The organism is Chryseobacterium sp. HNCC26DJ240, assembly GCF_057180485.1.
On record NZ_JBXUGK010000002.1, the window covers coordinates 320,222 to 344,183 of the forward strand.

Consider the following 23,962-nt stretch of genomic DNA (forward strand, 5'->3'; position numbering starts at 1 on the left):
TAAGAAATAAAACAGTAATCCGGGTAAATAATCTGTAGAATTGGTAAGTGGTTTTTCGAAAAAAGGTCGGAAATTTGTAAGACAAAAGATTACATTTAAAATTATCAATAAATTATGAGCACATTTTCTGTAAAAGCTTTTGGAGCAGAATCCAAAGAGGCTGACCTTAAAGAAATGAATATTGAAAGAAGAGAAATTACCGCCAACGATGTGGAGATTGAAATTCTTTACTGCGGGGTTTGTCACTCCGATTTGCATACCGCAAGAAACGATTGGGGCGGAACAAAATATCCGTCAGTTCCAGGTCACGAAATCGTTGGAAAAATCACAAAAGTGGGTGCTGATGTATCTAAATTTCAGGTAGGTGATCTTGCCGGTGTTGGATGTATCGTAGATTCATGCGGACATTGCGACAGCTGCAAACACGATCTTGAGCAATATTGCGAAAACGGATTTACCGGAACTTACAATGGGAAAGACAAACATTTGGGTGGACACACTTTCGGTGGTTATTCTCAGAAAGTGGTTGTAGATGCTGGTCACGTATTAAAAGTTCCTGCCAATCTTGATCTGGCTGCCGTTGCACCGCTTCTTTGTGCAGGTATCACGACATGGTCACCTTTGAGACACTGGAATGTTGGTAAAGATTCTAAAGTTGCTGTAATTGGTTTAGGTGGTTTGGGTCACATGGCGATTAAACTTGCAAAAGGTTTGGGCGCTGAGGTTACTTTATTTTCAAGAACTCCTGGAAAAACTGAAGATGCTAAAAATTTAGGTGCAGATAACGTGATTATTTCTACTGATGATGCGCAAATGGCAACGGTTCAGAGAAAATTTGATTTGATTATTGATACCGTTCCCTACGATCATGATGTCAATCCTTATGTGAATACTTTAAATATAAACGGAACTTTGGTTTTGGTAGGATTTATCGGTAAAATGGATGAGGCATTATTCACACCGCCAATGATTATGGGAAGAAGATCTGTTGCAGGATCTGTAATCGGTGGTATTGCTGAAACTCAGGAAATGCTGGATTTCTGTGGCGAGCACAACATCGTTTCTGAAATTGAAATGATCAAAATGCAGGACATCAACGAGGCATACGAAAGAATGCTGAAAAGCGACGTGAGATACCGTTTTGTGATTGATATGCAGTCTTTGTCTTAGAATTTATTTTAAATATTTTGAAAGCATCGGCGGGCCATTGGCCCGCCGATGCTTGTTTTTAACCAGACAATCAAAAAATGCAATTTTCTTGAGTCTTTTTAGTATTTTCGTGAAAAATTGAAGCCTTAATGAAAAAACTAACAGCATTATTATTCGTATTGTTTTCTATTTCTATTTTCGCTCAGGAGGATGTTTACTTCGGAAAAAAGAAGCTCGTAGCAGCAGAAGTCATTTTAGAAAATGGAGATGTCAAAACTGGATTTCTTCAGGATTTCCAAAGCGACAGGTTTTACAATGGAGATGTACAGTCTTTCAGTGGAATTGAGAAAAATTTCAAATTTGAGGTAAAAGAATTTAAATTCAAAGAAGGAACGGGTTCTGCAGTTCAGTTGATCAATATTTCAGACTTAAAAAGAATTGTACTTCTGAATAATGATGGCTCTGAAAGACTGGTTTACGACAAGATGAAACTGAAAACCATCAACTCTAAAAATGAAGTTGTTGACCTTAATAAAACAGTCATTCTTCCTTTGGAACAGGAGGGAAAACTAAATCTTTATGGAATTACGATTGTGGCTTATGGGCAGGCAAGTCCGTACTCCAGAGGTCCTGCGAACCAATATTTAACGACATTATTTATTCCTTACCTTAAAAGTTCCAACAGCGAATATGCTTATTTGCCCTTCGATATCAACAGAATGAATCTTTTTAATTTAGGAAAACTGGAAAGTAAATTTAAAAAAGCTTTAGAAGAAGCAACGAAAGAATGTCCGGAGTTTCAGGCTAATATTGACGAAACCATGAAGGTTTTTGAAAAAAGTCAGAAAAAAGATTTAAAGCAAATGTATTATGACAAAGAGGAAAAGAAAAAGCAAATCCGAAAGCAGACTAAAAATAAAGCAGAAGAAAATTTCCTTCAAATGAAAGTTGATGCAGAGTACGGAATGAAGCCTTACCTTCAATTGGTAGATGATTACAACAAGAAATGCAGTAAATAAACAACAGTAACCTCTGAAAATTTCGGAGGTTTTTTTCTGCCAAAATTTCCACTCTAAATTAAAAATCTGCCAAAATCTTTAAATCTACCCGTTGGCATACAATTAGACAACTTCAACGGAGAAATAATTTAAAAAAATAACATATTATGTCAGTAAACTTTAAACCCTTAGCAGACAGAGTTTTGATCGAGCCAATCGCAGCAGAAACTAAAACAGCTTCAGGTATTATTATTCCAGACACTGCAAAAGAAAAACCACAAGAAGGTACCGTAATAGCAGTAGGTCCTGGTAAAAAAGATGAGCCTACAACTGTACAAGTAGGTGACAAAGTTCTTTATGGAAAATATTCAGGTTCAGAATTAAAATTAGACGGAAAAGATTTCATTATCGCTAAAGAGTCTGATTTATTAGGAGTAATAGGTTAAGCTGATAGCTATTGGCTAATGGCAGGTGGCTTTCCAGCGTTGAAAATAGACAATGAGAGATTTTAAGAAATTTGAAGTTTGGCAATTAAGTCATCAGCTGACTTTGAAAATTTACAAAGCAACCAGAGTTTTTCCAAAAGAGGAATTATTTGGTGTCACCTCTCAAATCAGAAGATCATTCGCTTCTATCGGATATAATATTTCGGAAGGTAGTGGTAGAAATTCAGATAAAGAATTTGCTAATTTCATCAACATCGCATTAGGATCATCTAACGAAGCCGAGAACCAATTAATTCTTTCAAAAGATTTAGAATATCTGTCAGAAAAAGATTTCCAAATCCTTTCGGACGAATTAACAATACTAAAAAAGAAGCTTGTCGCCCTTTGGAACAGGCTCAACGGAAATTAGCTTTTAGCTACTAGCTGATAGCTAAGAAAATATTAAAATCAAATTATCAATTAATACAGCGAATCGCTAAAGCCAAAAGCCAAAAGCAATTCGCCAAAAGCAAAAAAAATATGGCAAAAGAAATAAAATTCGATATCGAGTCAAGAGACGCTCTAAAAAGAGGTGTTGATGCATTGGCTAATGCAGTAAAAGTAACTTTAGGACCAAAAGGTAGAAACGTTGTCATCGAAAAATCTTTCGGTGCACCTCACGTAACTAAAGATGGTGTTTCTGTAGCAAAAGAAATCGAACTTGAAGACAGAGTAGAAAACATGGGAGCGCAAATGGTAAAAGAAGTTGCTTCCAAAACCAATGATATTGCAGGAGACGGTACTACTACCGCTACTGTTTTGGCACAGGCTATCGTAAGAGAAGGTCTTAAAAACGTAGCTGCAGGCGCAAACCCAATGGACTTGAAAAGAGGAATCGACAAAGCGGTAACAGCTGTTGTTGCAAACCTTAAAGAGCAGTCTAAAGAAGTGGGTGATTCTACAGAAATGGTGAAGCAGGTAGCTTCAGTTTCTGCAAACAATGACGAAACTATCGGTTCATTAATCGCTGAAGCTTTCGGAAAAGTGGGTAAAGAAGGAGTTATCACTGTAGAAGAAGCTAAAGGTATCGACACAACAGTAGACGTTGTGGAAGGTATGCAGTTTGACAGAGGATACCAGTCGCCTTATTTCGTGACGAATCCTGAGAAAATGTTAGCTGAATTGGAAAATCCATACATTCTTTTAGTAGAGAAAAAAATCTCTTCAATGAAAGAATTACTTCCAGTTCTTGAACCAATTGCTCAAGGAGGTAAATCTTTATTAATTATCTCTGAAGAAGTGGAAGGTGAAGCTTTGGCAACTTTGGTAGTTAACAAATTAAGAGGTTCTCTTAAAATTGCTGCTGTAAAAGCTCCGGGATTTGGAGACAGAAGAAAAGCAATGTTGGAAGATATCGCTATCCTAACTGGAGGTCAGGTAATTTCTGAAGAGCAAGGTTTCACAATGGAAAACATTACCATTGATATGTTGGGAACTGCTGAAAAAGTAACAATCGACAAAGACAACACAACAGTTGTAAATGGTGGTGGTGAAGAAAGCAAAATCAAAGGTAGAGTAAACCAAATCAAAGCTCAGATGGAAACGACTACTTCTGACTACGACAGAGAAAAACTACAGGAGAGACTGGCTAAATTGGCTGGTGGTGTTGCCGTACTTTACGTAGGTGCAGCTTCTGAAGTTGAAATGAAAGAGAAAAAAGACAGAGTTGACGATGCATTAAACGCTACAAGAGCAGCAGTTGAAGAAGGTATCGTTGCAGGTGGTGGTGTTGCTTTGGTAAGAGCTATTGAAGCTTTGGCTAATCTTACAGGCATCAACGCTGACGAAACTACAGGTATTAAAATCGTAAAAAGAGCGATCGAAGAGCCATTGAGACAAATCGTTGCCAACGCAGGAGGTGAAGGTTCTGTAATCGTAGCTAAAGTTGCAGAAGGAACTGCAGATTTCGGTTACAACGCTAAAACTGACGAGTATGTAAACATGCTTGAAGCAGGAATCATCGACCCTACGAAAGTAACAAGAGTTGCCCTTGAAAATGCAGCTTCTGTTTCTGGAATGCTATTAACCACTGAGTGTGTAATCACTGAAATCAAGAGCGCAGAACCAGCTATGCCAATGGGAGGTGGAATGCCAGGAATGATGTAACGCGGCGTGTCGCCGAGACAATATTTTTTAAAACCGTTCAGATTTTTCTGAGCGGTTTTTTATTACTTTTATAAAAAAAAATAATCATGCAAATAACAAAAGATAATTATTCCGCTTTAGGAGAAAGAAATATTTTTGAAGAATTTTACGAACTAATTGAGAAATACAGAATTATGGATAATTCATTTCCAATAAATTCATTATATAAAAACTTATATAATTTTGATATAGCTTTTCAAGAATTTAGTTCCGGAAATAGCGAAGTTTCAAACAAAATTGTTTACAAATATATTGACCAATGTTTATTTAGTTTTTTAGCTATATTTAAAACTAAAAGTTTTTCAGATAGACCTATTTATTGGGCATTAAATAGGTTTATAAAATTTTCAACTTTTTTATTGGACAAATCATTTGGTATTAATAATGAGGAATTTTTTTTTAGAAATATTACACAAAATTTTCCCTCGTTAATAAAAGAAAATTCAAACAATAATGTTTTTCCTAGAAATGAAGCTGTTCCTTATTGGATTGCCTACAGTAGTAATATCTTTCAATTTACTAATACAGAAAATGATATTAGTCGAGAATTTGGTATTACAAGTTCTGATTTTTATAATCATATTGATATTGAATCACCTAACAAAAGATTTTGGGCTTATACAAATAATTATGCTGTTTATGAACTTATTTTGAAAAATGATAAATTAAATTTTATCAAATCTAAAAAAACATATGAAATGGAAATTAAATTACATATTTCCAATTCCACAAATGATGCTTCAAAACTTTCAAGCTCGCTATTCATGATAATAAATGCTTTAGCTAGTATTGAAAATGTTGAAGTTAAATTTGATGATTTGCAAGTTGGTAGTATATTAGCTAAAATCAGGCTTCACATTAAAGATTTATTTGCCAAAGAAGAAACTAAAGCATTACTAGAAACAACTAAAGAAGGCGTTGTAAAAGCACTTTCTGCTGGACAGGTTTCACATGTTGAAACAAAATTTAAAAATGCTGAGATAAAGAAAATACATAAAGAAACTGAATATTTAGATCAGGAACTTAGAGCAAAACCTTCGGATATTCAGGCAGAAATTCTAAATGCACTTAACTTGGAAAAAATGGCTTTAGAAAACGAGCAAATGAGAATAAAAAATGCAAATGATAAGCTTGATATGATTGAAAAACTTTCTGACTTAGCACAAAAAGGAATTTTGGATGCTGATACAATTCAAATTGATATTAATGGATTTTTATATCTGTTAAAAAGTGACGAAAATATTTCAGGTAATTTGGATCAAACAATTGATGATATTTCATAAAAAAAATGTGAAAATTGTTTTTAAAAAATAGTTTCAACATCCAAGCGATTTATGATTTTCTTGAATTACATTTTCAGTTTAGCTCGCTTAACTAATAAATAGTCATTTGAAAAATTTTATATTTACGTGTATCATAAATCTATTTTTAAGTTAAATTCTCCATATTAATATTATAAACATGAATAAAAGATTTCAAGTATTTATTAGCTCTACGTTTACCGATTTAAAAGATGAAAGATCAAAAGTAATTCAAACAATTATGGAATTGGATTGTATTCCTGCCGGAATGGAAATATTTCCAGCAATTGATGAAGAGCAGTTTGAATTTATTAAAAAAGTAATTGATGATTGCGATTATTATGTTCTGATTATTGGAGGTAGATATGGAACCTTATCTGAAGATGGAGTTAGTTATACAGAGAAAGAATATGATTATGCATTAGAGAAAAAAATTAAAGTTATTGCTCTGATCCACGGTAATCCCGATTCAATTCCTTTAGGTAAATCTGAAAAAGATAATAGTTTAAGGCACAAGTTAGATGATTTCAAAAAGAAAGTATCAACTGGTAGATTGGTAAAATATTGGAACAGCACAGATGAGCTAGCTGGTTTAATAGCTTTAAGTCTATCTAAAACTATAAAAACTTATCCCGCAATCGGATGGGTCAGAGGTAATACAACCTCGAAAGTTGAAGCGCTTGAAGAATTAAATCAGCAGAGAAAGATTAATGATGATTTAAGAATGGAATTACAGAAAATAAAGGAAAGTCTTAATAAGCAACCTGCTGTGGAGAATTTAGCAGATTTAGATCAAGAGTATATAGTTACTGGAAAAAGTTTGGGGAAATATTCTTCAAACTGGGAAATTAAGACAACTTGGAAAGAACTCTTTTACGTTATATCTCCCTATTTATTAGAAAACCCGATAGATTCAACGGTGAGAGGGAAATTATCACGCGAATTATTTAATAAAGTAAATAATGGCGGACACTCACCAACTATAAACTCCGAAAAATACGAAACAATTAAAATCCAATTTAAATTATTAAAATTGGTAGATATAATATATTCTAAAGCAACAAATGGACAAATGGGATTATTTTGGAAATTAACGAAATCAGGAGAACAACTTATGTACGAATTGCGCAGTGTTAAAAAGTAGTTTCCAATTTACTTCTCCTCGCTGGTATGAACATCTCGCTCGTACAAACAAGAATAAAAACCGCTCACATCCGAGCGGTTTTTCCATTCATAAACAAAGTCGATATCTCACATTTCTTATCCATCACTTTTCCCTATATTTAAAACATATTTTTCCACACAGAAAATCAATTAACCCAAACCTCAACGCCCTTGAAAACAAAATTATTACTCCTTTCACTTTTCGGTTTATATTTAAGCAATGCACAAACCTTAAATTTTAAACATCTTTCGGATATGTCTGTGAGAAGAGGGGCGATAACCAGTACAATTGCAGATGGCAATATCTATGTGAGCAACGGGTATAAAGATTCTGATGGTAATGCTACAATTATTGAAAAATATAGTATTAAAGATAACCGGTGGAGTGTTATAAACTCCAGTCTGGTTCCAAAAAGATTCGCCAATTCGGAGACTTACGGTAATAAAGTTTATATTTTTAACGGGTGGGGAAACAGCCATCTTGAAATTATAGACCTTGAAACTCATAAAAAAACGAAAGGAGCTGTTAATCGTGCCTACACCGGAAATGCAGGTTCTGCCATCCATAACGGAAAAATATATACGTTCGGCGGAAGTGGGCTCAACAATGCCGCGACCACAGTATTTTCTGATAGATTCCAATATTATGACATTGCTTCAGACACATGGCATACTTTACCGAATATGCCAACAGCCAGAGAAGCAAGGGGCAAAATTGTGAATGATAAGCTCTATGTAATCGGTGGTTTTAACGGTACATCATCCCGTCTGGTCAACGTGTTCGATCTCAACAAAAATGAGTGGACTGAGCAATATACGATGCCTGCTGCGATATCCGGTCATTCTTTAGCGGTATCCGGTACTAAGATTTTTATTGCAGGCGGTTATAATAATCAAAATTTTCTGGCCTATTTTGATACAGAAACTAACAAGCTGCATAGGTTATCATCCAATATGATTCCCAGAAGACATGCTGCTGCGGAAATCTATAACAATAAATTATACATCATGGGCGGAAGTACAGCATCCTCAACCAAATCATCTATTAAAAGCATTCAGGTTGCAGATATTAGCGAAGAGGTGCTTTCTGCTAAATAAACTATTAATAACAGAAGGAATGATTAAGTAACGTCATTGCGAGGTACGAAGCAATCTTATCTTAAATAACAAACCGTTCTACATTTTGCGATTTTTTTTATAAATTGTTCCGATGTCGCGGATTTGCAATCCGTGACTCCAAACGTTAATTACGCTGGTGCGAGAGTCTCGCTCGTACCCACAACGATTTAAATTTTCCCCAAAAAACCCAACAAACCATTCCAATAATTATTAAATTTGAAATACACCAAATTAATAATCATCAGAATATGAACAACACAAAAATCCAGACAGTTTCCGCAGCGCTATTGGCTTTGATGACTTGGTTTTGCGTCATCCTTCAGTTTTACATTTCGCCCGACACTTTTACCAATGTCATCAGTTATTTTACGATTTTGTGTAATTCCTTAATTGCGGTAAGCCTCACGTATTCTGCTTTCTTCCCGAAAACTACATTTGGGAAATTCTTTTCAGGCCTGTCTGTAAAAACGGCAGTTGCATTGTATATTTTTATTGTGTTTGTAGTGTACAACACCGTTTTGCGAGGAATCTGGAAACCCACCGGATGGCAGTTGTTTTTAGACAATATGCTTCACGTAGCCATTCCGATTTTGTATATTCTGTATTGGCTGTTTTTGGTAAATAAAGGAAAACTCAATTGGAATAACGGTTTTTACTGGCTGATATTTCCATTAATTTATCTGATCTATTCATTGATTCGCGGCTCGATTGTCGGTTGGTATCCTTATCCTTTTTTAAATGTAGACAAATTGGGTTTTGGGCAGGTTTTAATTAATATTTTCATCATGCTCATCATATTTTTGGTAAGCGGCTCTGCATTGATTGCCATTAATAATCGGTTTGAAAAAAAGTAGATTTTGACTTTAATTTCGTCAGCGACGGTGATATTTATTGATAATCAATTTTGTTTGAAAATTATTGTGGTCTTTTATAAGTTTACAACTGAGGACTTATAATATTAAGCTTATAAAAGATCCTCCTGTTCTTAGTGTTCAAATTACATGTACCTCAAATAGCGAATTTTTAAATTTATTTTAAACTAAAAAAGACCAATATGCCCAATAAAGATTTAGAAAAATACATCAAAGACATCGGAACTCCAAGGGATTATTCAGACAGCAGATATTTGGTTTATATAGAATTGTACAAGGCAGATAAAAAATTAAAGAAAATTATCTCAGAGCATTGTAAAGTCATCAAAGCTCTGGAATTTGGTTACTTATGTGAAGCGCATCTTCAGGCAATTCCCGAAATTATTAGATCGCTTTCTTTGAAGAATCATGCGGTATATCAGGTTGTGAGGCTGGCGAAAATTTCCTGAAATAATTTAACATCATGCAGCGTTCTGTTTTTCCCAATCAAACTGTTGTGTTACTTTTATACTGACTTGATATCCAGGATTTGCAATCCGTGACGTTCGTAACATAAACCGCTTCCTCAAAAGCGGTTTTCATATTAAATAATTACATAAAGATATCCTAGATTTCCAAGCCATAACTTTCAATTTGTATTATTTTCTAATGTTAAAAAAACTTAGCTTTAAACTTAGAATTCAATATTCTATAATCTGTGAGTTTTAACTATATTTGCCAGCGATTTTAGATTGAAATCGAAATCTCAACAGAAAATAAATCCCAACTTTTAATTTAAAAAACAGTGAAAACAAAATTTTTACTTCTTCCTCTTTTTGCTTCGTTATTTGCAAATGCACAAAGCCTGACTTTTCAAAATCTTACTGATATGCCTGCCGGAGTAGGGGCTAGCACAAGTGTACTCGTGAATAATGACATCTATGTGAGCACCGGTTACACTGCAAACGGAGAAACCGGAAATATTCAAAGGTATAATATTAACAATAATAGCTGGGATGTTCTCGATACGATGTTGACGCCCAAAAGATTTGCCAGTTCGGCAACTTACAACAATAAAATTTATGTCTTTAATGGTTGGGCAAACAGCAATGTTGAAATTTTAGATCTTGCAACAAACACTTTGTCAAACGGGGCAACCAATCCTAATTATGCAGGAAATTTAGGCTCCGCAATCTACAATGGAAAAATATATGTGTTTGGCGGGAGTGGACTGAACGGTGGTTCAACCTACACCTATACCAACAAATTTCAGTATTACGATATTGCATTAAACACCTGGAATCAATTGCCAGACATGCCGACAGCAAAAGAAACGAAAGGTAAAATCGTTAATAGCAAACTGTATGTGATTGGAGGCTATAACGGTACCAATTCTAATGTGATAGATGTTTATGACCTCATAACCAATCAGTGGACGAATCAATATACAATGCCGGTTGGGGTTTCAGGACATTCATTAGCGGTATCTAACAATAAGATTTTTATTGTTGGCGAGTATACTAACCAGACATTTTTAGCCTATTTTGATACTACTACCAATCAACTGCATCAGTTATCTTCCAATATGATTGGTAGAAGACATTCGGTGGCGGAGGTACATAACAACAAATTATACATTTTTGGAGGTAATACTACAGATATGATTACTTCATCAATTAAAAGTGCTCAGGTTGCAGATATCAGTGAAGCTACACTTTCTGTAAATGAAAATAATGTGTTTAAAATACAGGCATATCCGAACCCGTTCAGAGATAATTTCGTCATTAAAAATAAAAACGACAACCAGTTTGAGTATATTATTTTTTCAATAGACGGAAAGCAGATCACTAAAGGTTCAGCCAATTTTAATCAAAATATCGATTTGTCAATTTTGGAAAAGGGAATCTATATTTTTAGTTTTAAAAATGAAAAAGGACTTTTGGAGCAGATTAAAATAATAAAAAAATAGTTACGATAATTATTGCAGGAAATACTCTTTTTTATCATAATTAAATCATGCTCATCAAAGATTTCCCTACATAAACGATAGTTAAAAGCAATGCAAAAAAGAAACGTCCCATTTTCAGCGTTCATCAATTTATTAAAAGATAGAAGACCTTTTTCTATTTTGGGAATTTTATTTCCTCTGTCGGCAATTTTGATCCCTACTATCATAATTATCATTTTAAATTTAGACAAACAGCCATTCGAAAGCTATGATTATGACAAGATAGAGAAAAATGGTACTGAGAAAAACGCTGTAATTTCAGATATTGAAAACACGAATACTACGGTTAACGGGAAATCTGTGAAAATTATTACCTATAAATTTAATCATGAAGGAAAAGAAACAACAGATCAATTTAAAACATTAGAATCCGATAAAATACCGAATCTGAATGTTGGAAAAGAAGTGAAGATAAAATTTTTCGAAAACCAATCTGTTATAAATGATATTGAACATTTTGTTTTTCCTGTCTATTTTGTTTTTCTCTTAGCATCTGTTTTTCTGCTGGTTGGAATTCCGTTTTTTTTGATATCAGTAATTCCGTCCCTGAAAAACTACAATCTCTACAAAAGCGGAATTGTAAAAGATGCCGAAATGATTTCTATGGAAGTCAACACCAACGTATTATCAAAAAATGGTTTTAAAAGCTACCGAACCGGTAGCCAAACTATAGCAATCAATTACTTTTTCACAGGAAAAAATGGTCAAAAAGTCTTCGGAAAATCTACCACGACTGATTTTTCTGTTTTAAATGAGAAAAAATCCGGTGATTTGATTAAAATATTTGTTTCCGAAAATGATGAAAATAAATCATGTCTCATCCCAAAACTGGAAGCACTAAAAAATAACTGGAAAATATAGGTACAATTATTTTTCAGCCAGTATCTAAACCATAAAACCGCTCTGTCATGAGCGGTTTTCTTATTTCAAAACAAATTCCTAAGTTTACAGATTTTCCAACCTCAAAAACATACTCATCATGCAAGACAAAAAAGACGGAAAAGTTTTAGACGAAGGCCCATTTTACCACGGTACAAAAGCTGATTTGAACATTGGAGATTTGCTAAATGCGGGTTTTAATTCAAATTATAAATCTGAGGTCATTATGAATCACATTTATTTCACAGCTTTACCAAATGGGGCAGGGCTGGCTGCCGCATTGGCTGAAGGTAACGGTCACGATAGAATCTACATTGTAGAACCTACCGGTGAGTTTGAAAATGATCCCAACGTTACCGATAAAAAATTTCCCGGAAATCCTACAAGATCTTACCGAAGTACAGAACCTTTAAAAATCGTAGGTGAACTGAAAGATTGGATAAGGCTCACTGATGAAGAACTGCAAAACTGGAGAGAAAGAATAGCAAAGCTCCGTGAAAATCCAGATGCGGAAATTATCAATTGATTGATTTAGAAGTGTTATTTTTATCTCTAAATATTTTAAGATGAAATCTTTAGTTACTTTTATACTGACCATTTTGGGAATTTTATCTTATTCGCAGGAAAAAATTTTTACAGCAGATTATCGAAATATGTATACCTCACGGAATTGTTGGAGTTGAGAAAAAATCATAAATCAATATAATTAACATAATATATTTTCGTTCTGATTTTAAACTGGAACCATGAAGAATTTTTTCATAATACCTTTTACTCTTATTTCGCTGATGTTATTTTCACAGAAAATAATTTCTCCAAAGTATGTATTTAAGCAAAATATCAATAAAGTAGAATTGAGAAAAACAAATGACCCCTATTTATTTGATTATAAGCAGGTCGCATATATTGGTAAGCTCTCGAAAAAGATAAATATTGAATATGAGTTTGGTATCTACACAGAAACAAGAACAAAATTTTTGGAGCAATATTATAGAAAAGAAAACTTTGAAGCTTTGAATAGTGGGTTTAAACAACGTCACTTCAAAAAATTTGCAATTCATGTAGATTACAAACAACAGACGCCACTATTTAAAACAGAATTAGATACTTTAAAAATGTCTGTGGTAGACGCTGATATGAGAATTGACAGCTTAGCCGCAGGATTTAATATTAAAGATGAAATTCCTTATCAGACAATCTTTTATGATGGTTTTCCGGTTACGATATATAATTTTGAAGAGCAGGAAAGAGTGATTGGGTATGGAAATAACGTAGCTATGGAACTTGAAGCACTAGACAAAAATAATGTCTGGAAAAAGGTAATTGGAGTTACAAGATACCATTGTGGAGTAGGTATTTCTTATTTTGTTATAAAGCCAAACGAAATTGTAACGGTTTTTGTACCTCGTTTAAAGGGTGATTTTAAAACAAAATTTAGATACAGAATGGGAAATATTGTTTCTAATGAGTTTGATGGAAGTATTGATGAGAAATATTTTAAAGCCCAGTAAGATGAGATGTTTAGGATTTTTTCTTTTAATTTTTGTTTCTTCATTATATTCATCTCAAAGTAAGAGTTTGGTAGAACTTTTTGCTCAGGTTGAAAATGATTCAATCATTAAAGTTTCAGTTAAAAATATTACAAAAGACTCTCTTTTTATTGGAACTCAGGATTCTAAATTTTACATGCTTAAAGAAGCCAAAAATAAATTTGGGATTTGGAAGCCAATAGAGTTTTGGAAGTATTCATCTTGTGGAAATAGTTATTTTGAGTCTGCGAAAATTCCACCAAATGCTACAGAACTTACAGAAGTAGAATACGAGAAAGGTCAATATCATACGGAAGTCAGAATTAAATTTCTTTTAAAAAATCAATTATATTATTCAAACAATTTTAAATTGTCTATCAACCCGAAATCATTTGAAATCAAAGAAGATATGGTTGATAACTATCTTTACAAAAGAGCATTAAATATTTCAGATGCTGATCTTGCAGAAGAAGTAGTTTTGTTAAAACCCTTTGCGATGGATAAGTTGACAGCAATACAAAAAGCAAAATTGGAAGAATTAAATAAAAAGATTAAATCTAGAGAATAAATTGTCGTATTTTCATTAAGAAAACAGCAATAAATTCCAGTGCAGCAATAATCAAAAGCATACTCAGCGGTCGATTATCTAAGTCGTTGTCAAATTTAGTAACGGTGAAATTGTCAGTAAGAAAGTGAAGTTATTAAGAATTACTGTTAAGAAATATCACTATTCAATAATGTTAAAAATTCTTAAAATTAATTTGAAATGACATCTCTTTTTTTGTGTAATTTTAGATAAAATTTACATCATGAAAAAAACTTTACTGTCTTTAACACTTTGTGCTTCTTTAGCTAACGCTCAAACTACGATTACCAAAGCATTTCACGACCCATCTGCGGGTGAAGTTAACAATTATGTAAGCCTGAATGGTACGCCAAATAATACAGCAACCGGCGCCAATACATTGTTTGATAATTCATCACTTACGCAGGGAGCCGCAAGCCCGGGAACATATTCCACACCTGCTGCCTCAGAGATAGCTTCGTACCCAGGATCTACATTAAAATATGTGAACGGTGGAACTACTGTTTTTTACAAGCAGACTGCTGCGAAATTAGAAATTACTGCATTAATAACACCCGAGGCAACAATTAATCTGAATGCCAATAACGGGACTTTTCTAAGCTATCCGACTTCATATAATACAACAGAAACAGATACTGCTTCTGGTGTTTTTAGCTATTCGGGGATTAGTGGGAACGTTTCCGGAACTATCAATATTAATGCTGACGCTTCAGGTACATTACTTGTGGGTCCAAAAACATACAACAATGTTTTAAGGGTAAAATCTATACAGAATTTTACAATGTCCTTTTTCGGTTCAACTTTAGGAACTGTGGTTAATACGTCTTACGCCTATTATGACAGTTCACATAAAGCGCCATTGTTTACAACTACCAACGCTGTAATTACAGTGGGTACTGGTGCACCTCAAAACAGCGATGTGGCGCAGGCATTAAATGAAGTGTATCTTGCTGTACAGGATGCGCAGCTGAAAAACAAACTTGAATTTTATCCTAATCCTGCAACAGATGTTGTGCATTTTAAAAATGCCGAAAATGCAAATGTGATGATTTATAACGCAGATGGAAAAATTTTAAAGCAGATTAAAAAGAGCAACGAGGCTGTTCAGGTGTCAGATTTACCGTCTGGAGTTTATTTCATTACCGCTGAAAAAGACGGTACTTTATCTGAAACTAAAAAGCTGATTAAAAAATAATTCATTTTTGCCTGCTTTTTGATATAGATTTTTCACACCAAAATCACCAAATCATGACCCGAAAAATTACCTCACTTTTGGCCATAAGCATAATGTCCTTTATGCAGGCTCAGATTGAAAGTCCGATTCCGCCGGCTGCAGAAGTTCCGGAAAAAATGAATATCGTTAAAACCAATGTGACGGCATATGCTTTCAGAAATTTTAACCTTACCTACGAAAGATCCATCAATCAATGGTTTTCACTGACGATAGGATTTGGAACAATGCCTGAAGGAAAAGTTCCTTTTATCAATTCTTTTTTGGATGACGATGATGAGAAGCAATTCCAAAATTTAGAAATAAAAGCAACCAACTTTACTTTAGAACCAAGGTTCTACATCGGTCACGGGTACGGAAAAGGATTTTATTTTGCTCCATATTACCGTTATTCAAGTGTAGAATCAAATAATTTTGATTTTTACTATAATTTTCAGCCCGTAAATGGCGTTGTTTATCCAATACCTTTAGTAGGAAAAGGAGAAGCAGGCGGTCACAGCGGAGGTTTGATGGTTGGAGCTCAGTTTTTTCTTAATAAAGCTCAGAATCTAGTTCTTGATTTTTGGATTGCCGGAGCACATTATGGAACCGGTAAAGGAGATTTTGCCCTGACAAGCGACATCTATCTTACCCCGGAAATGCAGGCTCAGCTTAAGAAAGAAATTGAAGATCTTGATGTTCCTTTTGTAGATTACACGGTAGAAACCAATACCGAAGGTGCAAAAATAAAAGTAGATGGTCCGTGGGCTGGCTTCAGAAGCGGATTATCGATAGGATATAGATTCTGATAGATTTTCTTAGTCCATGTCATCCTGAGTCCGTCGAAGAATATGTTGTGTAGAAAATGTTTTGAAAAACTGACTGAATTTTCGGTTTAAATCTAAAACTGCGTCATCAGATCATTGGTCTCTTTTGCATGTAAATACAGTTCCTGAAAGAAGTTGTCATAGCATTCTTTCAGGAATTTTTTGTTATCTGAAAACGCTTCAAAGACAGGAATGTCTTTTTCTAAATATTTCGCTTTGTTTAAAACATTCTTCATGCTGAAACCAATGTTTTTGTCACTCCGGTAATTGTAAAGCCAGTCATCAGATTCCATTCTTGAGAGCATCAGTTTGAAATTTTCAGGGAAAAGATGTAGGTGTTGATTTAATACTTTATAAACATTTTTCGAATGTGCTTTCCAGTCTTGTAATGAATTAACTGTTAAATCATTAGCTAAAAAATAATCCATCGAAACATCTACAAATGCTCCTGAATATAATCTGACAAGCGGACTGAAAACTTTCTTTGCCTCATGAATTGCAGGATGAGAATCTGTAAACGTGTCGATGGCGCGGTGCATCGTAATTCCGTTTTGGATGTCTTTGGGAAACGAAAAGCGGTCTTTATTCCGGATATGGTCTTCCAGAAACTGCCCGACAATCTGCCCGTCGGAAAAAGATAGAAAAGAGTGGGCGAGGAAGTTCATAAACGAATATAGAAATTTTTAAGCAGACTTTCGCTATTTAAAATGGTTTCAACCCAAACTCCTTTTTCGTAATTAGTGTAATTGAATGAAATTTTCTGTAAATCTATCTTATTGGGAGAAATTAAATTTAAAATCAATTCCTCTTCATGAACTGCAGCATCAAACTGAACCGGAAATAAAAATGTATTTTGAATCTGAAGATCTTTATATCCAAAGGCAACCGTAGAGTCTGAACCCAATGGTGTCACACGTTCATTTTCTTTGTAAATGTCGATTGAGTGAGCATGTCTTTCGATAATTTTCAGACCAGACTGTAATGCTAAAAAGTAAATAATTGATGAAAACTGGCAGATTCCGCCACCAAAATCATTTGAAATTTTATTCTGAATCAAATTCCGACCCTTTCTGAAATTATTCTTTGAATCCGGTTTTCCTACAGTTTTCCAAAATGAAAAAACTTCGTCAGGCTGAATGATGAGGTGGTTAATTTTTTCGGCTACAATTTTAAGATTGTGAATTTTATTTTCATGAAATTCTCCTTTTCTGATGGCTTGTTTCAGTTCTGTTTTAAATTCGCCAATCAAATTTTCACTAAAATTTTTAGAATAAACAAATGGCTTTTTTCGTTCACCAAGATGTCTCTGCCAAAGTTTGATTTGCAGTTTTAAAAAATTCGGAAGAAGTTTTCTGGCAATTTTTCTCATTTCTTTTCAAGAACAATAATGTTGTACGAAGCCCATTTTTTCAAAAAGGTTTTGCACAGAAAAATGTCTAAACCCAAAAACAGATGTCGCAATTTTTTCGGAAACCTTTGGATAGGAAATAAGAGAATTCCGGATTGTTTTGTAATCTTCCAGTTGTTCTTTACAAGATCAAAAATTTCAGATTCTGTAAATGCGTTGTTGGCGTGCCAGCTTTCCTGTGGTGAAATGCTTTTCTTTCTTTTTTTAGTAGGATAATCAAAGATTAAAACTCCGTTTTGATTTAATTTTAAATCACATTCATCCAGAAATTTTATTGTTTCTTCTTTGGTTTGATGCATAATCACATGGAAGCAAAAAATACAGTCAAACTGAATAGTAAAAGGAATCTTAGAAATATTTCCGATTTCAAAAGTCTTTTCTGAATGTTTTTTTTGAGAAATATTGATCATTTCCTCGCTAAAATCTGTGCCGTGAGTAGCAAAATTCATCAGTCGTCCGGTTCCGCAACCTAAATCTAAAATCGTATCAAAATTTTTATTCTTTAAAAATGAATTCAAAAAATACCTTTCCTGCTGATCGATGTATTTTCCATAGGAATTTTCAAAGCGGTTTTCATCATACGTTTTCGCAAGATTGTTATAATATTGATAGATACTGTTTTCGCTCATTCTTGAAACTGTGATATAAAATTAAAGATGAAGATAAGCAGAAAAACAAATCCTCCGAATAAATTTATTCAGAGGATTTATATTTTTTATAAATGTAAGCTTTTAATCATAACACTAAAATTTTCAGTCATTTTGTTATTCCGGAGGAATCTAAACTGCTTTATTTTCAGTGTGTTGAGATTCCTGCGCAATGACAAAACAAACCGTTGAAATTTAATTTATTATTCATTATTTTTAAAACAAGATTATTTAATAATAAACTTTTTGCTTCCGATAAAAGAATTCTTGTCTGTGTAAACGCTCAGAAAATAATCTCCGGAAGGCAATCCTCTCAAATCGATGGTTTTTTTGTCTGAAGTTAAAACAATCTGTCCTACGACATTGATGATTTTAAAAGTATAAATTTCATCGTTTTTAATCCAGATATTGATTTCGTCTTTCGCAGGATTGGGATAAATGGTAAAATCTTTTACATTTTGATTTTTAATTTCAAAAGTTCCCAGATTTGAAGTTGGCATAAACTGCGATACCACACAGGCAAAACGTGCAAAACCGAAAGCTTCGTCCGAAGGATTTGCATTTCCTGCAGCAATTCCTGTTGGTGCTGAATTGTAGTTTACATTGGGGTTTGCCCATCGGTTTATTCTGCTGCAGCTGATTGTTGCAGAAGTACATTCATCATTGTAGGCCATGATTGTTCTCCATCTTTGTGAAGAGGTACTTGCTGTTCCCAAAGTAATTGCTGCTCTGTTGATATAGCCATGATGATTGCTGCATGGTGAAGTAGCTGTATCTACATACCAATCGTGTCTTAAACCCATGTTGTGACCCATCTCGTGAGCCATAGAGTAGTTTGAAACTACACAACTGAAGACTGTTGCAGAAAAAGCTGAATTAGCACTGTAATTTCCGGGTACAGTATTAAGGTATCCCAGTCCGCAAGTGTTTGTAGGTGAGGAGGTTATTAAAGCGCAAATATCTGCGCCGTAAGTCGTTCTTAAGGTGTGAACATCGTCCATAAACCCATCATTATTGTTTCTGAATCTCGGTAAATCTGTGCCTAAACTTCCAGATTCTGTATAGCTGATTTCTCCTGAATAAACCAGATTAATTGTCGCGTTAGAAACTCCAGAATTTTGCAAAGCGTTATTGAAATTTGTAATAGCCGTTGCTACAAAAGAATTGCTTTGAGGAGCACCTCCCCATGCTGTCTGTGCTGCAGTGGTGTAAACAATCAAAACGTCAATAGTGCTGGCACCGCATATTGGTGTAGATTGCAAACATACATCCGCATTGAGTTTTTGCTGTATAGAAGTTTCGCTGAGCATAAAGTCATTTTTTGAATCCTGACTGATAAGGCTGGCTTCGTTGACCACGGAAACCGCAAACAGATTACTTTTAAGTTGATGGAAAATTACTTTTTCACCCAAATTTGAAGCGTACATTCCTGTCACTATCCCGTCGTAAGTTGATAAAACCAATTCAGATTTTGGCTCGTTTTCTACAGTGTAAGAATACGATTTGCTTTTGTTGCTGTAAAAGAATGTTTTTGAAAGTTTTGTTTTAATATTTCTGCCGTCGGGTAATGGGATTTCCAAATCAGACTGTAGATCAAACGCCGCTTGGTGATAATACTTTGATTTAATGTAAGTTGAAGCTAAAAGCGGATTGATTTTTTCCTCTGGATTGAGATTAATTTCATTAATTGGATTTTGAAATATTTTGTTTTGAGCAAGAAATAATACACTGCAAAGAAGCATTAAAAGGGTTATCTTACCTTTCATATCATGTAGAGTTAAAAGTTTTATATTGTAAATATAATTTTTTTCCGCATAATATTGATAACCTGTTTAAATTTAATTTATTAACGAAAAATAAAAATGATTCTGAGGGAAATTTTACTTAAAAAAGTCTCTCGTGAAAATCTTCAACCTTGCTCACTTCTTCAATTTTTATCCCGAATTTTTTCTTTGGGAGTTTATTTAAATTGGAAATAAAAATCTTCTCGTAACCCAGTTTTTCAGCCTCCGTAATTCTCTGTTCAGCCTGTGCAATAGGACGGATTTCTCCGCTTAAACCAATTTCTCCCGCAAAACAGTAATGTTCTGAGATGGCAATGTCTTCATTTGATGAAAGAATAGACGCAACGACCGCTAAATCCAAAGCAGGATCGTCAGTTTTTATTCCTCCTGTAATATTTAAGAAAACATCTTTCGCACCCAATTGGAAGCCCGCTCTTTTTTCTAAAACAGCCAGAAGCATATTTAATCTTTTCGAATCAAAACCGGTGCAGCTTCTTTGTGGCGTTCCGTAAACGGCTGTACTTACCAAAGCCTGGATTTCCAAAAGCATTGGACGGTTTCCCTCTAAAGTTACTGCAACTGAATTTCCTGAAAGTTCTTCAGATTTTTTGGTAATTAAGATTTCTGATGGATTTTTAATTTCCTTTAAACCTTGTGAAACCATTTCATAAATACCAATTTCTGCAGTCGACCCAAAACGGTTTTTGTTGGCTCTTAACAATCTGAAAAGGTGATTTCTGTCTCCGTCAAAGTTTAAAACCACGTCCACCATGTGTTCCAGAACTTTTGGTCCGGCAATTTGCCCATCTTTCGTGATGTGACCAACTAAAAATACAGGAACATTATTCTCCTTGGCATATTTTATAATCTCATTCGAGCATTCACGAATTTGCGAAACGGTTCCCGGCGAGCTTTCAATCAGCTGAGACTGCAAAGTTTGAATGGAATCAATAATCACAAAATCAGGCTCCAGCTTTTTTGCTTCATGAAGAATTTTTTCCAATGAAGTTTCTGTGTACAGAAAACAGTTTGGATTTTTGATTTCAGCCAAACGGTCGGCTCTCATTTTAATCTGCGAGGCACTTTCTTCGCCTGAAACATAGAAAATTTTCTTTTTCATCTTCAAGGCAAGTTGTAAAAGAAGGGTAGATTTTCCAATTCCGGGTTCGCCACCAATCAACGTGACCGATCCCAAAACAATTCCACCGCCTAAAACTCTGTTAAGTTCATCGGAAGGTGTTTTTATTCTCGGTTCTTCCACGGCTTCAACTTCAATGATGTTGATGACGTGCTGTTTCGATTTTGAAAAAGGAGGAGTTTTAGACGAAGTTTTTTCCACTATTTCTTCTACCAAAGTGTTCCATTCCAGACAATTTTTACATTGTCCGGTCCACTGTGGGTATTGTGAACCACAGTTCTGACAGAAATATGCTGTTTTGAGTTTTGCCATACTGCGAAGTTGAAGATTTTTTTTGAAATTTTCTTAATTTTAGGAGATGAAAAATGTTTTGCTTAAAAGTTTAGTTGTTTTTGCGGTGATGAGTATTTTAAACGTCGAATTGATTAACGGTTCTAAAATACTGCTGGATTCAGGATATAAAAAAGTAAGTGGAATTCAATATTCAATGCTGTATATTGAGCTGATTTTTATTTCAATAATAGGGTTAATAACGGTGATGATTTTTAGAAAAAACTATGATTCAATATTTCGGATATCAGTTTTGTTTGAAACACTTTATTTACTGATGCTTATGATTTCAGGAATAAATCCTTTCCTGTATTTTACAGAAAGTTCAGATTTAAATCTGACTAAACTGTTTTTTTATATTAATTCCTTTATTGTGCTTCTGATAATGTATTTAATTCATTTATTTTATTTAAAAATAATTTCTTCAAAACAAAAATCTTAACATAGATCAATGTGCAATAAAATAGAAAACCATATCTTTGATTCGTTTTAAAGCAATTAAAGATTGTTTTAACTTTAAAAAGATTATAATAGTTTTTCATATTATATAATTTGGTTTGGGTAAAGGTTTTCGATAGCAGTATTGGAAACCTTTTTTGTTTGATTTTTAATTTTAAAGTACAACAAAATTGCTTTGCTTTTCTTTTTGTCCTAACTTTGCACAAACCTAATCTAATGAGTAAAAAGAATACAAAGTACATCTTTGTGACAGGAGGTGTAACTTCATCTTTGGGAAAGGGAATCGTTTCAGCTTCTCTTGGACTTCTACTAAAATCACGTGGCTTCAGTGTAACAATTCAAAAACTAGATCCTTATATTAATATCGATCCGGGTACTTTGAATCCTTATGAACATGGAGAATGCTACGTTACCGAAGATGGTGCAGAGACGGATCTGGATTTAGGTCACTACGAGCGTTATCTTGACTCGCCGACTTCTCAAAACAACAACGTTACCACAGGAAAAATCTACCAGACTGTAATTGAAAAAGAAAGAAAAGGAGACTTCCTTGGAAAAACAGTTCAGGTAATTCCTCATATTACAAACGAAATCAAACGTAGAATTAAAATTCTTTCTAAACAGAATTACGATATTATTATTACTGAAATCGGTGGAACTGTAGGAGATATTGAATCTTTGCCTTACATCGAAACTGTTCGTCAGCTGAAATGGGAACTGGGTGAGAAAAATTCTATGGTGATTCACCTTACTTTATTGCCTTATCTGGCTTCAAGTGGGGAGTTAAAAACAAAACCTTCTCAGCATTCCGTTCGTCAGTTGATGGAAAGCGGAATTATGGCAGATGTGTTAGTTTGCAGAACCGAACACAAAATTCCGAAAGATCAGAGAGCAAAACTGGCTCAATTCTGTAACGTTCCTTTGGATAATGTGATTGAATGTAAAGATCTGGAAACAATTTACGAAGTTCCAATGTACCTTCAAAAGCAAAATTTTGATGATGTTGTTCTTAAAGAATTAGATTTGAAAAGCGACAAGGAAGCAGATCTTAAAGACTGGAAAACTTTCCTTAAGAAATTCCAAAATCCTAAAAAATCGGTAGAAATTGCTTTGGTAGGAAAATATATTTCTCTTCAGGACTCTTATATTTCAATTGCAGAAGCTTTCAAACACGCAGGTGCCGATTTGGAAACTGAAGTTAAAATCAGATGGGTTTACAGTGGTGATTTAACCAAAGAAAACATCAAGGAAGCTTTAGATGGTGTTTCTGGTATTTTGGTTGCACCAGGATTTGGAGACAGAGGTATTGAAGGCAAAATTCTTACGGCTCAGTATGCAAGAGAAAACAAAGTTCCGATGTTGGGAATTTGTTTGGGAATGCAGATTATGACTGTAGAATTCGCAAGAAACGTTTTAGGATATGCTAAAGCCAATTCAATGGAATTTGATACGTCTACAGAACATCCTGTAATTTCTTTAATGGAAGAGCAGAAAAATGTAGTAGACAAAGGCGGAACAATGCGTTTAGGAGCCTGGAAATGTGCTTTGAAGAATGGATCAAAACTGAATGAGATTTACGGAGCAAAGAATATTTCTGAAAGACACCGCCACAGATACGAATTCAACAGTGATTATATCGCAGAATTTGAAGATAACGGTTTCAATGCAACAGGTACAAACCCAGAAACAGGCCTTGTAGAAGCGTTGGAAATGGCTGATCACCCATTCTACGTGGGAGTACAGTATCACCCGGAATACAAGAGTACGGTTGCGACACCGCATCCTTTATTCAGAGCTTTCATTAAGGCTTGTTCAGCAAAATAACACGATTTATAAATCTTCAGGGTATTCAAAATCTTGAAGGTTTGAATGGATATAAAGTAATTTAAAAATTATAAACGTCATAGATGAACTCAGACTGATCTTTCTCAGCCTGAGTTTATTA

General features: G+C 34.2%; 23 protein-coding genes. 18 read left to right on the forward strand and 5 right to left on the reverse strand.

Annotated features, from left to right (window positions below):
• The first annotated feature begins 114 nt into the window (after positions 1-114).
• The 17 genes from AC2A1G_RS04645 to AC2A1G_RS04725 all read left to right on the forward strand — a co-directional run bounded on the left by AC2A1G_RS04645 (position 115) and on the right by AC2A1G_RS04725 (position 16,233).
• Positions 115-1,170 carry an NAD(P)-dependent alcohol dehydrogenase gene (locus AC2A1G_RS04645; RefSeq protein WP_484045774.1) on the forward strand — a complete coding sequence of 352 codons (1,056 nt, stop codon included), beginning with the start codon at positions 115-117 and terminating at the stop codon, positions 1,168-1,170.
• Positions 1,171-1,298: 128 nt separating this feature from the next.
• Entirely contained in the window at positions 1,299-2,168 is an 870-nt protein-coding gene (locus tag AC2A1G_RS04650) for a hypothetical protein (RefSeq protein ID WP_484045775.1), read from the forward strand.
• A 146-nt stretch (positions 2,169-2,314) separates the two neighbouring features.
• Complete coding sequence (locus AC2A1G_RS04655) at positions 2,315-2,593, forward strand: co-chaperone GroES (protein ID WP_484045776.1); 279 nt, start codon at positions 2,315-2,317, stop codon at positions 2,591-2,593.
• A 52-nt stretch (positions 2,594-2,645) separates the two neighbouring features.
• The gene (locus AC2A1G_RS04660; protein ID WP_484045777.1) at positions 2,646-3,002 is read left to right on the forward strand and encodes a four helix bundle protein; all 357 of its coding nucleotides are present in this window, start codon (positions 2,646-2,648) and stop codon (positions 3,000-3,002) included.
• 110 nt (positions 3,003-3,112) lie between these two features.
• Positions 3,113-4,738 carry a chaperonin GroEL gene (groL, locus tag AC2A1G_RS04665; RefSeq protein ID WP_267267484.1) on the forward strand — a complete coding sequence of 542 codons (1,626 nt, stop codon included), beginning with the start codon at positions 3,113-3,115 and terminating at the stop codon, positions 4,736-4,738.
• 86 nt (positions 4,739-4,824) lie between these two features.
• Positions 4,825-6,060 (forward strand): hypothetical protein, encoded by a 1,236-nt coding sequence (locus AC2A1G_RS04670; protein ID WP_484045778.1) that lies wholly within the window; start codon positions 4,825-4,827, stop codon positions 6,058-6,060.
• 178 nt (positions 6,061-6,238) lie between these two features.
• Positions 6,239-7,222, forward strand: a complete 984-nt coding sequence (locus AC2A1G_RS04675) for a DUF4062 domain-containing protein (protein WP_484045779.1) — start codon at positions 6,239-6,241, stop codon at positions 7,220-7,222.
• A gap of 191 nt (positions 7,223-7,413) precedes the next feature.
• Complete coding sequence (locus AC2A1G_RS04680) at positions 7,414-8,340, forward strand: Kelch repeat-containing protein (RefSeq protein ID WP_484045780.1); 927 nt, start codon at positions 7,414-7,416, stop codon at positions 8,338-8,340.
• Between the two features lie 269 nt (positions 8,341-8,609).
• Positions 8,610-9,215: a Pr6Pr family membrane protein gene (locus tag AC2A1G_RS04685; protein WP_484045781.1), complete on the forward strand. Its 606-nt coding sequence runs from the start codon at positions 8,610-8,612 to the stop codon at positions 9,213-9,215.
• A 200-nt stretch (positions 9,216-9,415) separates the two neighbouring features.
• Positions 9,416-9,682, forward strand: coding sequence for a hypothetical protein (locus AC2A1G_RS04690; protein ID WP_484045782.1), 267 nt, complete (start codon positions 9,416-9,418; stop codon positions 9,680-9,682).
• 335 nt (positions 9,683-10,017) lie between these two features.
• The gene (locus AC2A1G_RS04695; protein ID WP_484045783.1) at positions 10,018-11,181 is read left to right on the forward strand and encodes a Kelch repeat-containing protein; all 1,164 of its coding nucleotides are present in this window, start codon (positions 10,018-10,020) and stop codon (positions 11,179-11,181) included.
• Positions 11,182-11,271: 90 nt separating this feature from the next.
• Positions 11,272-12,081, forward strand: a complete 810-nt coding sequence (locus AC2A1G_RS04700) for a hypothetical protein (protein WP_484045784.1) — start codon at positions 11,272-11,274, stop codon at positions 12,079-12,081.
• Positions 12,082-12,199: 118 nt separating this feature from the next.
• Positions 12,200-12,625, forward strand: a complete 426-nt coding sequence (arr, locus tag AC2A1G_RS04705; RefSeq protein ID WP_484045785.1) for an NAD(+)--rifampin ADP-ribosyltransferase — start codon at positions 12,200-12,202, stop codon at positions 12,623-12,625.
• Positions 12,626-12,845: 220 nt separating this feature from the next.
• The gene (locus AC2A1G_RS04710; RefSeq protein ID WP_484045786.1) at positions 12,846-13,610 is read left to right on the forward strand and encodes a hypothetical protein; all 765 of its coding nucleotides are present in this window, start codon (positions 12,846-12,848) and stop codon (positions 13,608-13,610) included.
• A 1-nt stretch (position 13,611) separates the two neighbouring features.
• Positions 13,612-14,196 carry a hypothetical protein gene (locus tag AC2A1G_RS04715; RefSeq protein WP_484045787.1) on the forward strand — a complete coding sequence of 195 codons (585 nt, stop codon included), beginning with the start codon at positions 13,612-13,614 and terminating at the stop codon, positions 14,194-14,196.
• A 241-nt stretch (positions 14,197-14,437) separates the two neighbouring features.
• Positions 14,438-15,409 carry a T9SS type A sorting domain-containing protein gene (locus AC2A1G_RS04720; protein WP_484045788.1) on the forward strand — a complete coding sequence of 324 codons (972 nt, stop codon included), beginning with the start codon at positions 14,438-14,440 and terminating at the stop codon, positions 15,407-15,409.
• 53 nt (positions 15,410-15,462) lie between these two features.
• Positions 15,463-16,233: a DUF3575 domain-containing protein gene (locus AC2A1G_RS04725; RefSeq protein ID WP_484045789.1), complete on the forward strand. Its 771-nt coding sequence runs from the start codon at positions 15,463-15,465 to the stop codon at positions 16,231-16,233.
• A gap of 92 nt (positions 16,234-16,325) precedes the next feature.
• Here the strand turns inward: AC2A1G_RS04725 and AC2A1G_RS04730 are convergent, their stop codons facing one another.
• The 5 genes from AC2A1G_RS04730 to radA form a co-directional block, all read right to left on the reverse strand.
• A complete protein-coding gene (locus AC2A1G_RS04730) occupies positions 16,326-16,916 on the reverse strand; it encodes an acyl carrier protein phosphodiesterase (protein ID WP_484045790.1) in 591 nt (196 codons plus the stop codon).
• The gene (locus tag AC2A1G_RS04735; protein WP_484045791.1) at positions 16,913-17,620 is read right to left on the reverse strand and encodes a VanW family protein; all 708 of its coding nucleotides are present in this window, start codon (positions 17,618-17,620) and stop codon (positions 16,913-16,915) included. Before AC2A1G_RS04735 ends, AC2A1G_RS04730 begins: the two co-directional genes overlap by 4 nt.
• Complete coding sequence (locus AC2A1G_RS04740; RefSeq protein ID WP_484045792.1) at positions 17,617-18,288, reverse strand: class I SAM-dependent DNA methyltransferase; 672 nt, start codon at positions 18,286-18,288, stop codon at positions 17,617-17,619. The genes AC2A1G_RS04735 and AC2A1G_RS04740 overlap by 4 nt, the downstream gene beginning before the upstream one ends.
• Before the next feature lie 245 nt (positions 18,289-18,533).
• A complete protein-coding gene (locus tag AC2A1G_RS04745; RefSeq protein ID WP_484045793.1) occupies positions 18,534-20,072 on the reverse strand; it encodes a zinc-dependent metalloprotease in 1,539 nt (512 codons plus the stop codon).
• 118 nt (positions 20,073-20,190) lie between these two features.
• Positions 20,191-21,540: a DNA repair protein RadA gene (gene radA / locus AC2A1G_RS04750; protein ID WP_191737756.1), complete on the reverse strand. Its 1,350-nt coding sequence runs from the start codon at positions 21,538-21,540 to the stop codon at positions 20,191-20,193.
• Positions 21,541-22,233: 693 nt separating this feature from the next.
• Here radA and AC2A1G_RS04755 point away from each other — a divergent pair.
• Positions 22,234-23,841 (forward strand): CTP synthase, encoded by a 1,608-nt coding sequence (locus tag AC2A1G_RS04755; RefSeq protein WP_484045794.1) that lies wholly within the window; start codon positions 22,234-22,236, stop codon positions 23,839-23,841.
• The last annotated feature ends 121 nt before the right edge of the window (positions 23,842-23,962 follow it).

Bases quoted from the DNA above. Each gene is read 5' to 3' on its own strand.
- AC2A1G_RS04645 (WP_484045774.1), top strand. From the start codon at position 115: ATGAGCACATTTTCTGTAAAAGCTTTTGGAGCAGAATCCAAAGAGGCT.
- AC2A1G_RS04650 (WP_484045775.1), top strand. From the start codon at position 1,299: ATGAAAAAACTAACAGCATTATTATTCGTATTGTTTTCTATTTCTATT.
- AC2A1G_RS04655 (WP_484045776.1), top strand. From the start codon at position 2,315: ATGTCAGTAAACTTTAAACCCTTAGCAGACAGAGTTTTGATCGAGCCA.
- AC2A1G_RS04660 (WP_484045777.1), top strand. From the start codon at position 2,646: ATGAGAGATTTTAAGAAATTTGAAGTTTGGCAATTAAGTCATCAGCTG.
- groL (WP_267267484.1), top strand. From the start codon at position 3,113: ATGGCAAAAGAAATAAAATTCGATATCGAGTCAAGAGACGCTCTAAAA.
- AC2A1G_RS04670 (WP_484045778.1), top strand. From the start codon at position 4,825: ATGCAAATAACAAAAGATAATTATTCCGCTTTAGGAGAAAGAAATATT.
- AC2A1G_RS04675 (WP_484045779.1), top strand. From the start codon at position 6,239: ATGAATAAAAGATTTCAAGTATTTATTAGCTCTACGTTTACCGATTTA.
- AC2A1G_RS04685 (WP_484045781.1), top strand. From the start codon at position 8,610: ATGAACAACACAAAAATCCAGACAGTTTCCGCAGCGCTATTGGCTTTG.
- AC2A1G_RS04690 (WP_484045782.1), top strand. From the start codon at position 9,416: ATGCCCAATAAAGATTTAGAAAAATACATCAAAGACATCGGAACTCCA.
- AC2A1G_RS04700 (WP_484045784.1), top strand. From the start codon at position 11,272: ATGCAAAAAAGAAACGTCCCATTTTCAGCGTTCATCAATTTATTAAAA.
- arr (WP_484045785.1), top strand. From the start codon at position 12,200: ATGCAAGACAAAAAAGACGGAAAAGTTTTAGACGAAGGCCCATTTTAC.
- AC2A1G_RS04710 (WP_484045786.1), top strand. From the start codon at position 12,846: ATGAAGAATTTTTTCATAATACCTTTTACTCTTATTTCGCTGATGTTA.
- AC2A1G_RS04715 (WP_484045787.1), top strand. From the start codon at position 13,612: ATGAGATGTTTAGGATTTTTTCTTTTAATTTTTGTTTCTTCATTATAT.
- AC2A1G_RS04720 (WP_484045788.1), top strand. From the start codon at position 14,438: ATGAAAAAAACTTTACTGTCTTTAACACTTTGTGCTTCTTTAGCTAAC.
- AC2A1G_RS04725 (WP_484045789.1), top strand. From the start codon at position 15,463: ATGACCCGAAAAATTACCTCACTTTTGGCCATAAGCATAATGTCCTTT.
- AC2A1G_RS04730 (WP_484045790.1), bottom strand. From the start codon at position 16,916: ATGAACTTCCTCGCCCACTCTTTTCTATCTTTTTCCGACGGGCAGATT.
- AC2A1G_RS04735 (WP_484045791.1), bottom strand. From the start codon at position 17,620: ATGAGAAAAATTGCCAGAAAACTTCTTCCGAATTTTTTAAAACTGCAA.
- AC2A1G_RS04740 (WP_484045792.1), bottom strand. From the start codon at position 18,288: ATGAGCGAAAACAGTATCTATCAATATTATAACAATCTTGCGAAAACG.
- AC2A1G_RS04745 (WP_484045793.1), bottom strand. From the start codon at position 20,072: ATGAAAGGTAAGATAACCCTTTTAATGCTTCTTTGCAGTGTATTATTT.
- radA (WP_191737756.1), bottom strand. From the start codon at position 21,540: ATGGCAAAACTCAAAACAGCATATTTCTGTCAGAACTGTGGTTCACAA.
- AC2A1G_RS04755 (WP_484045794.1), top strand. From the start codon at position 22,234: ATGAGTAAAAAGAATACAAAGTACATCTTTGTGACAGGAGGTGTAACT.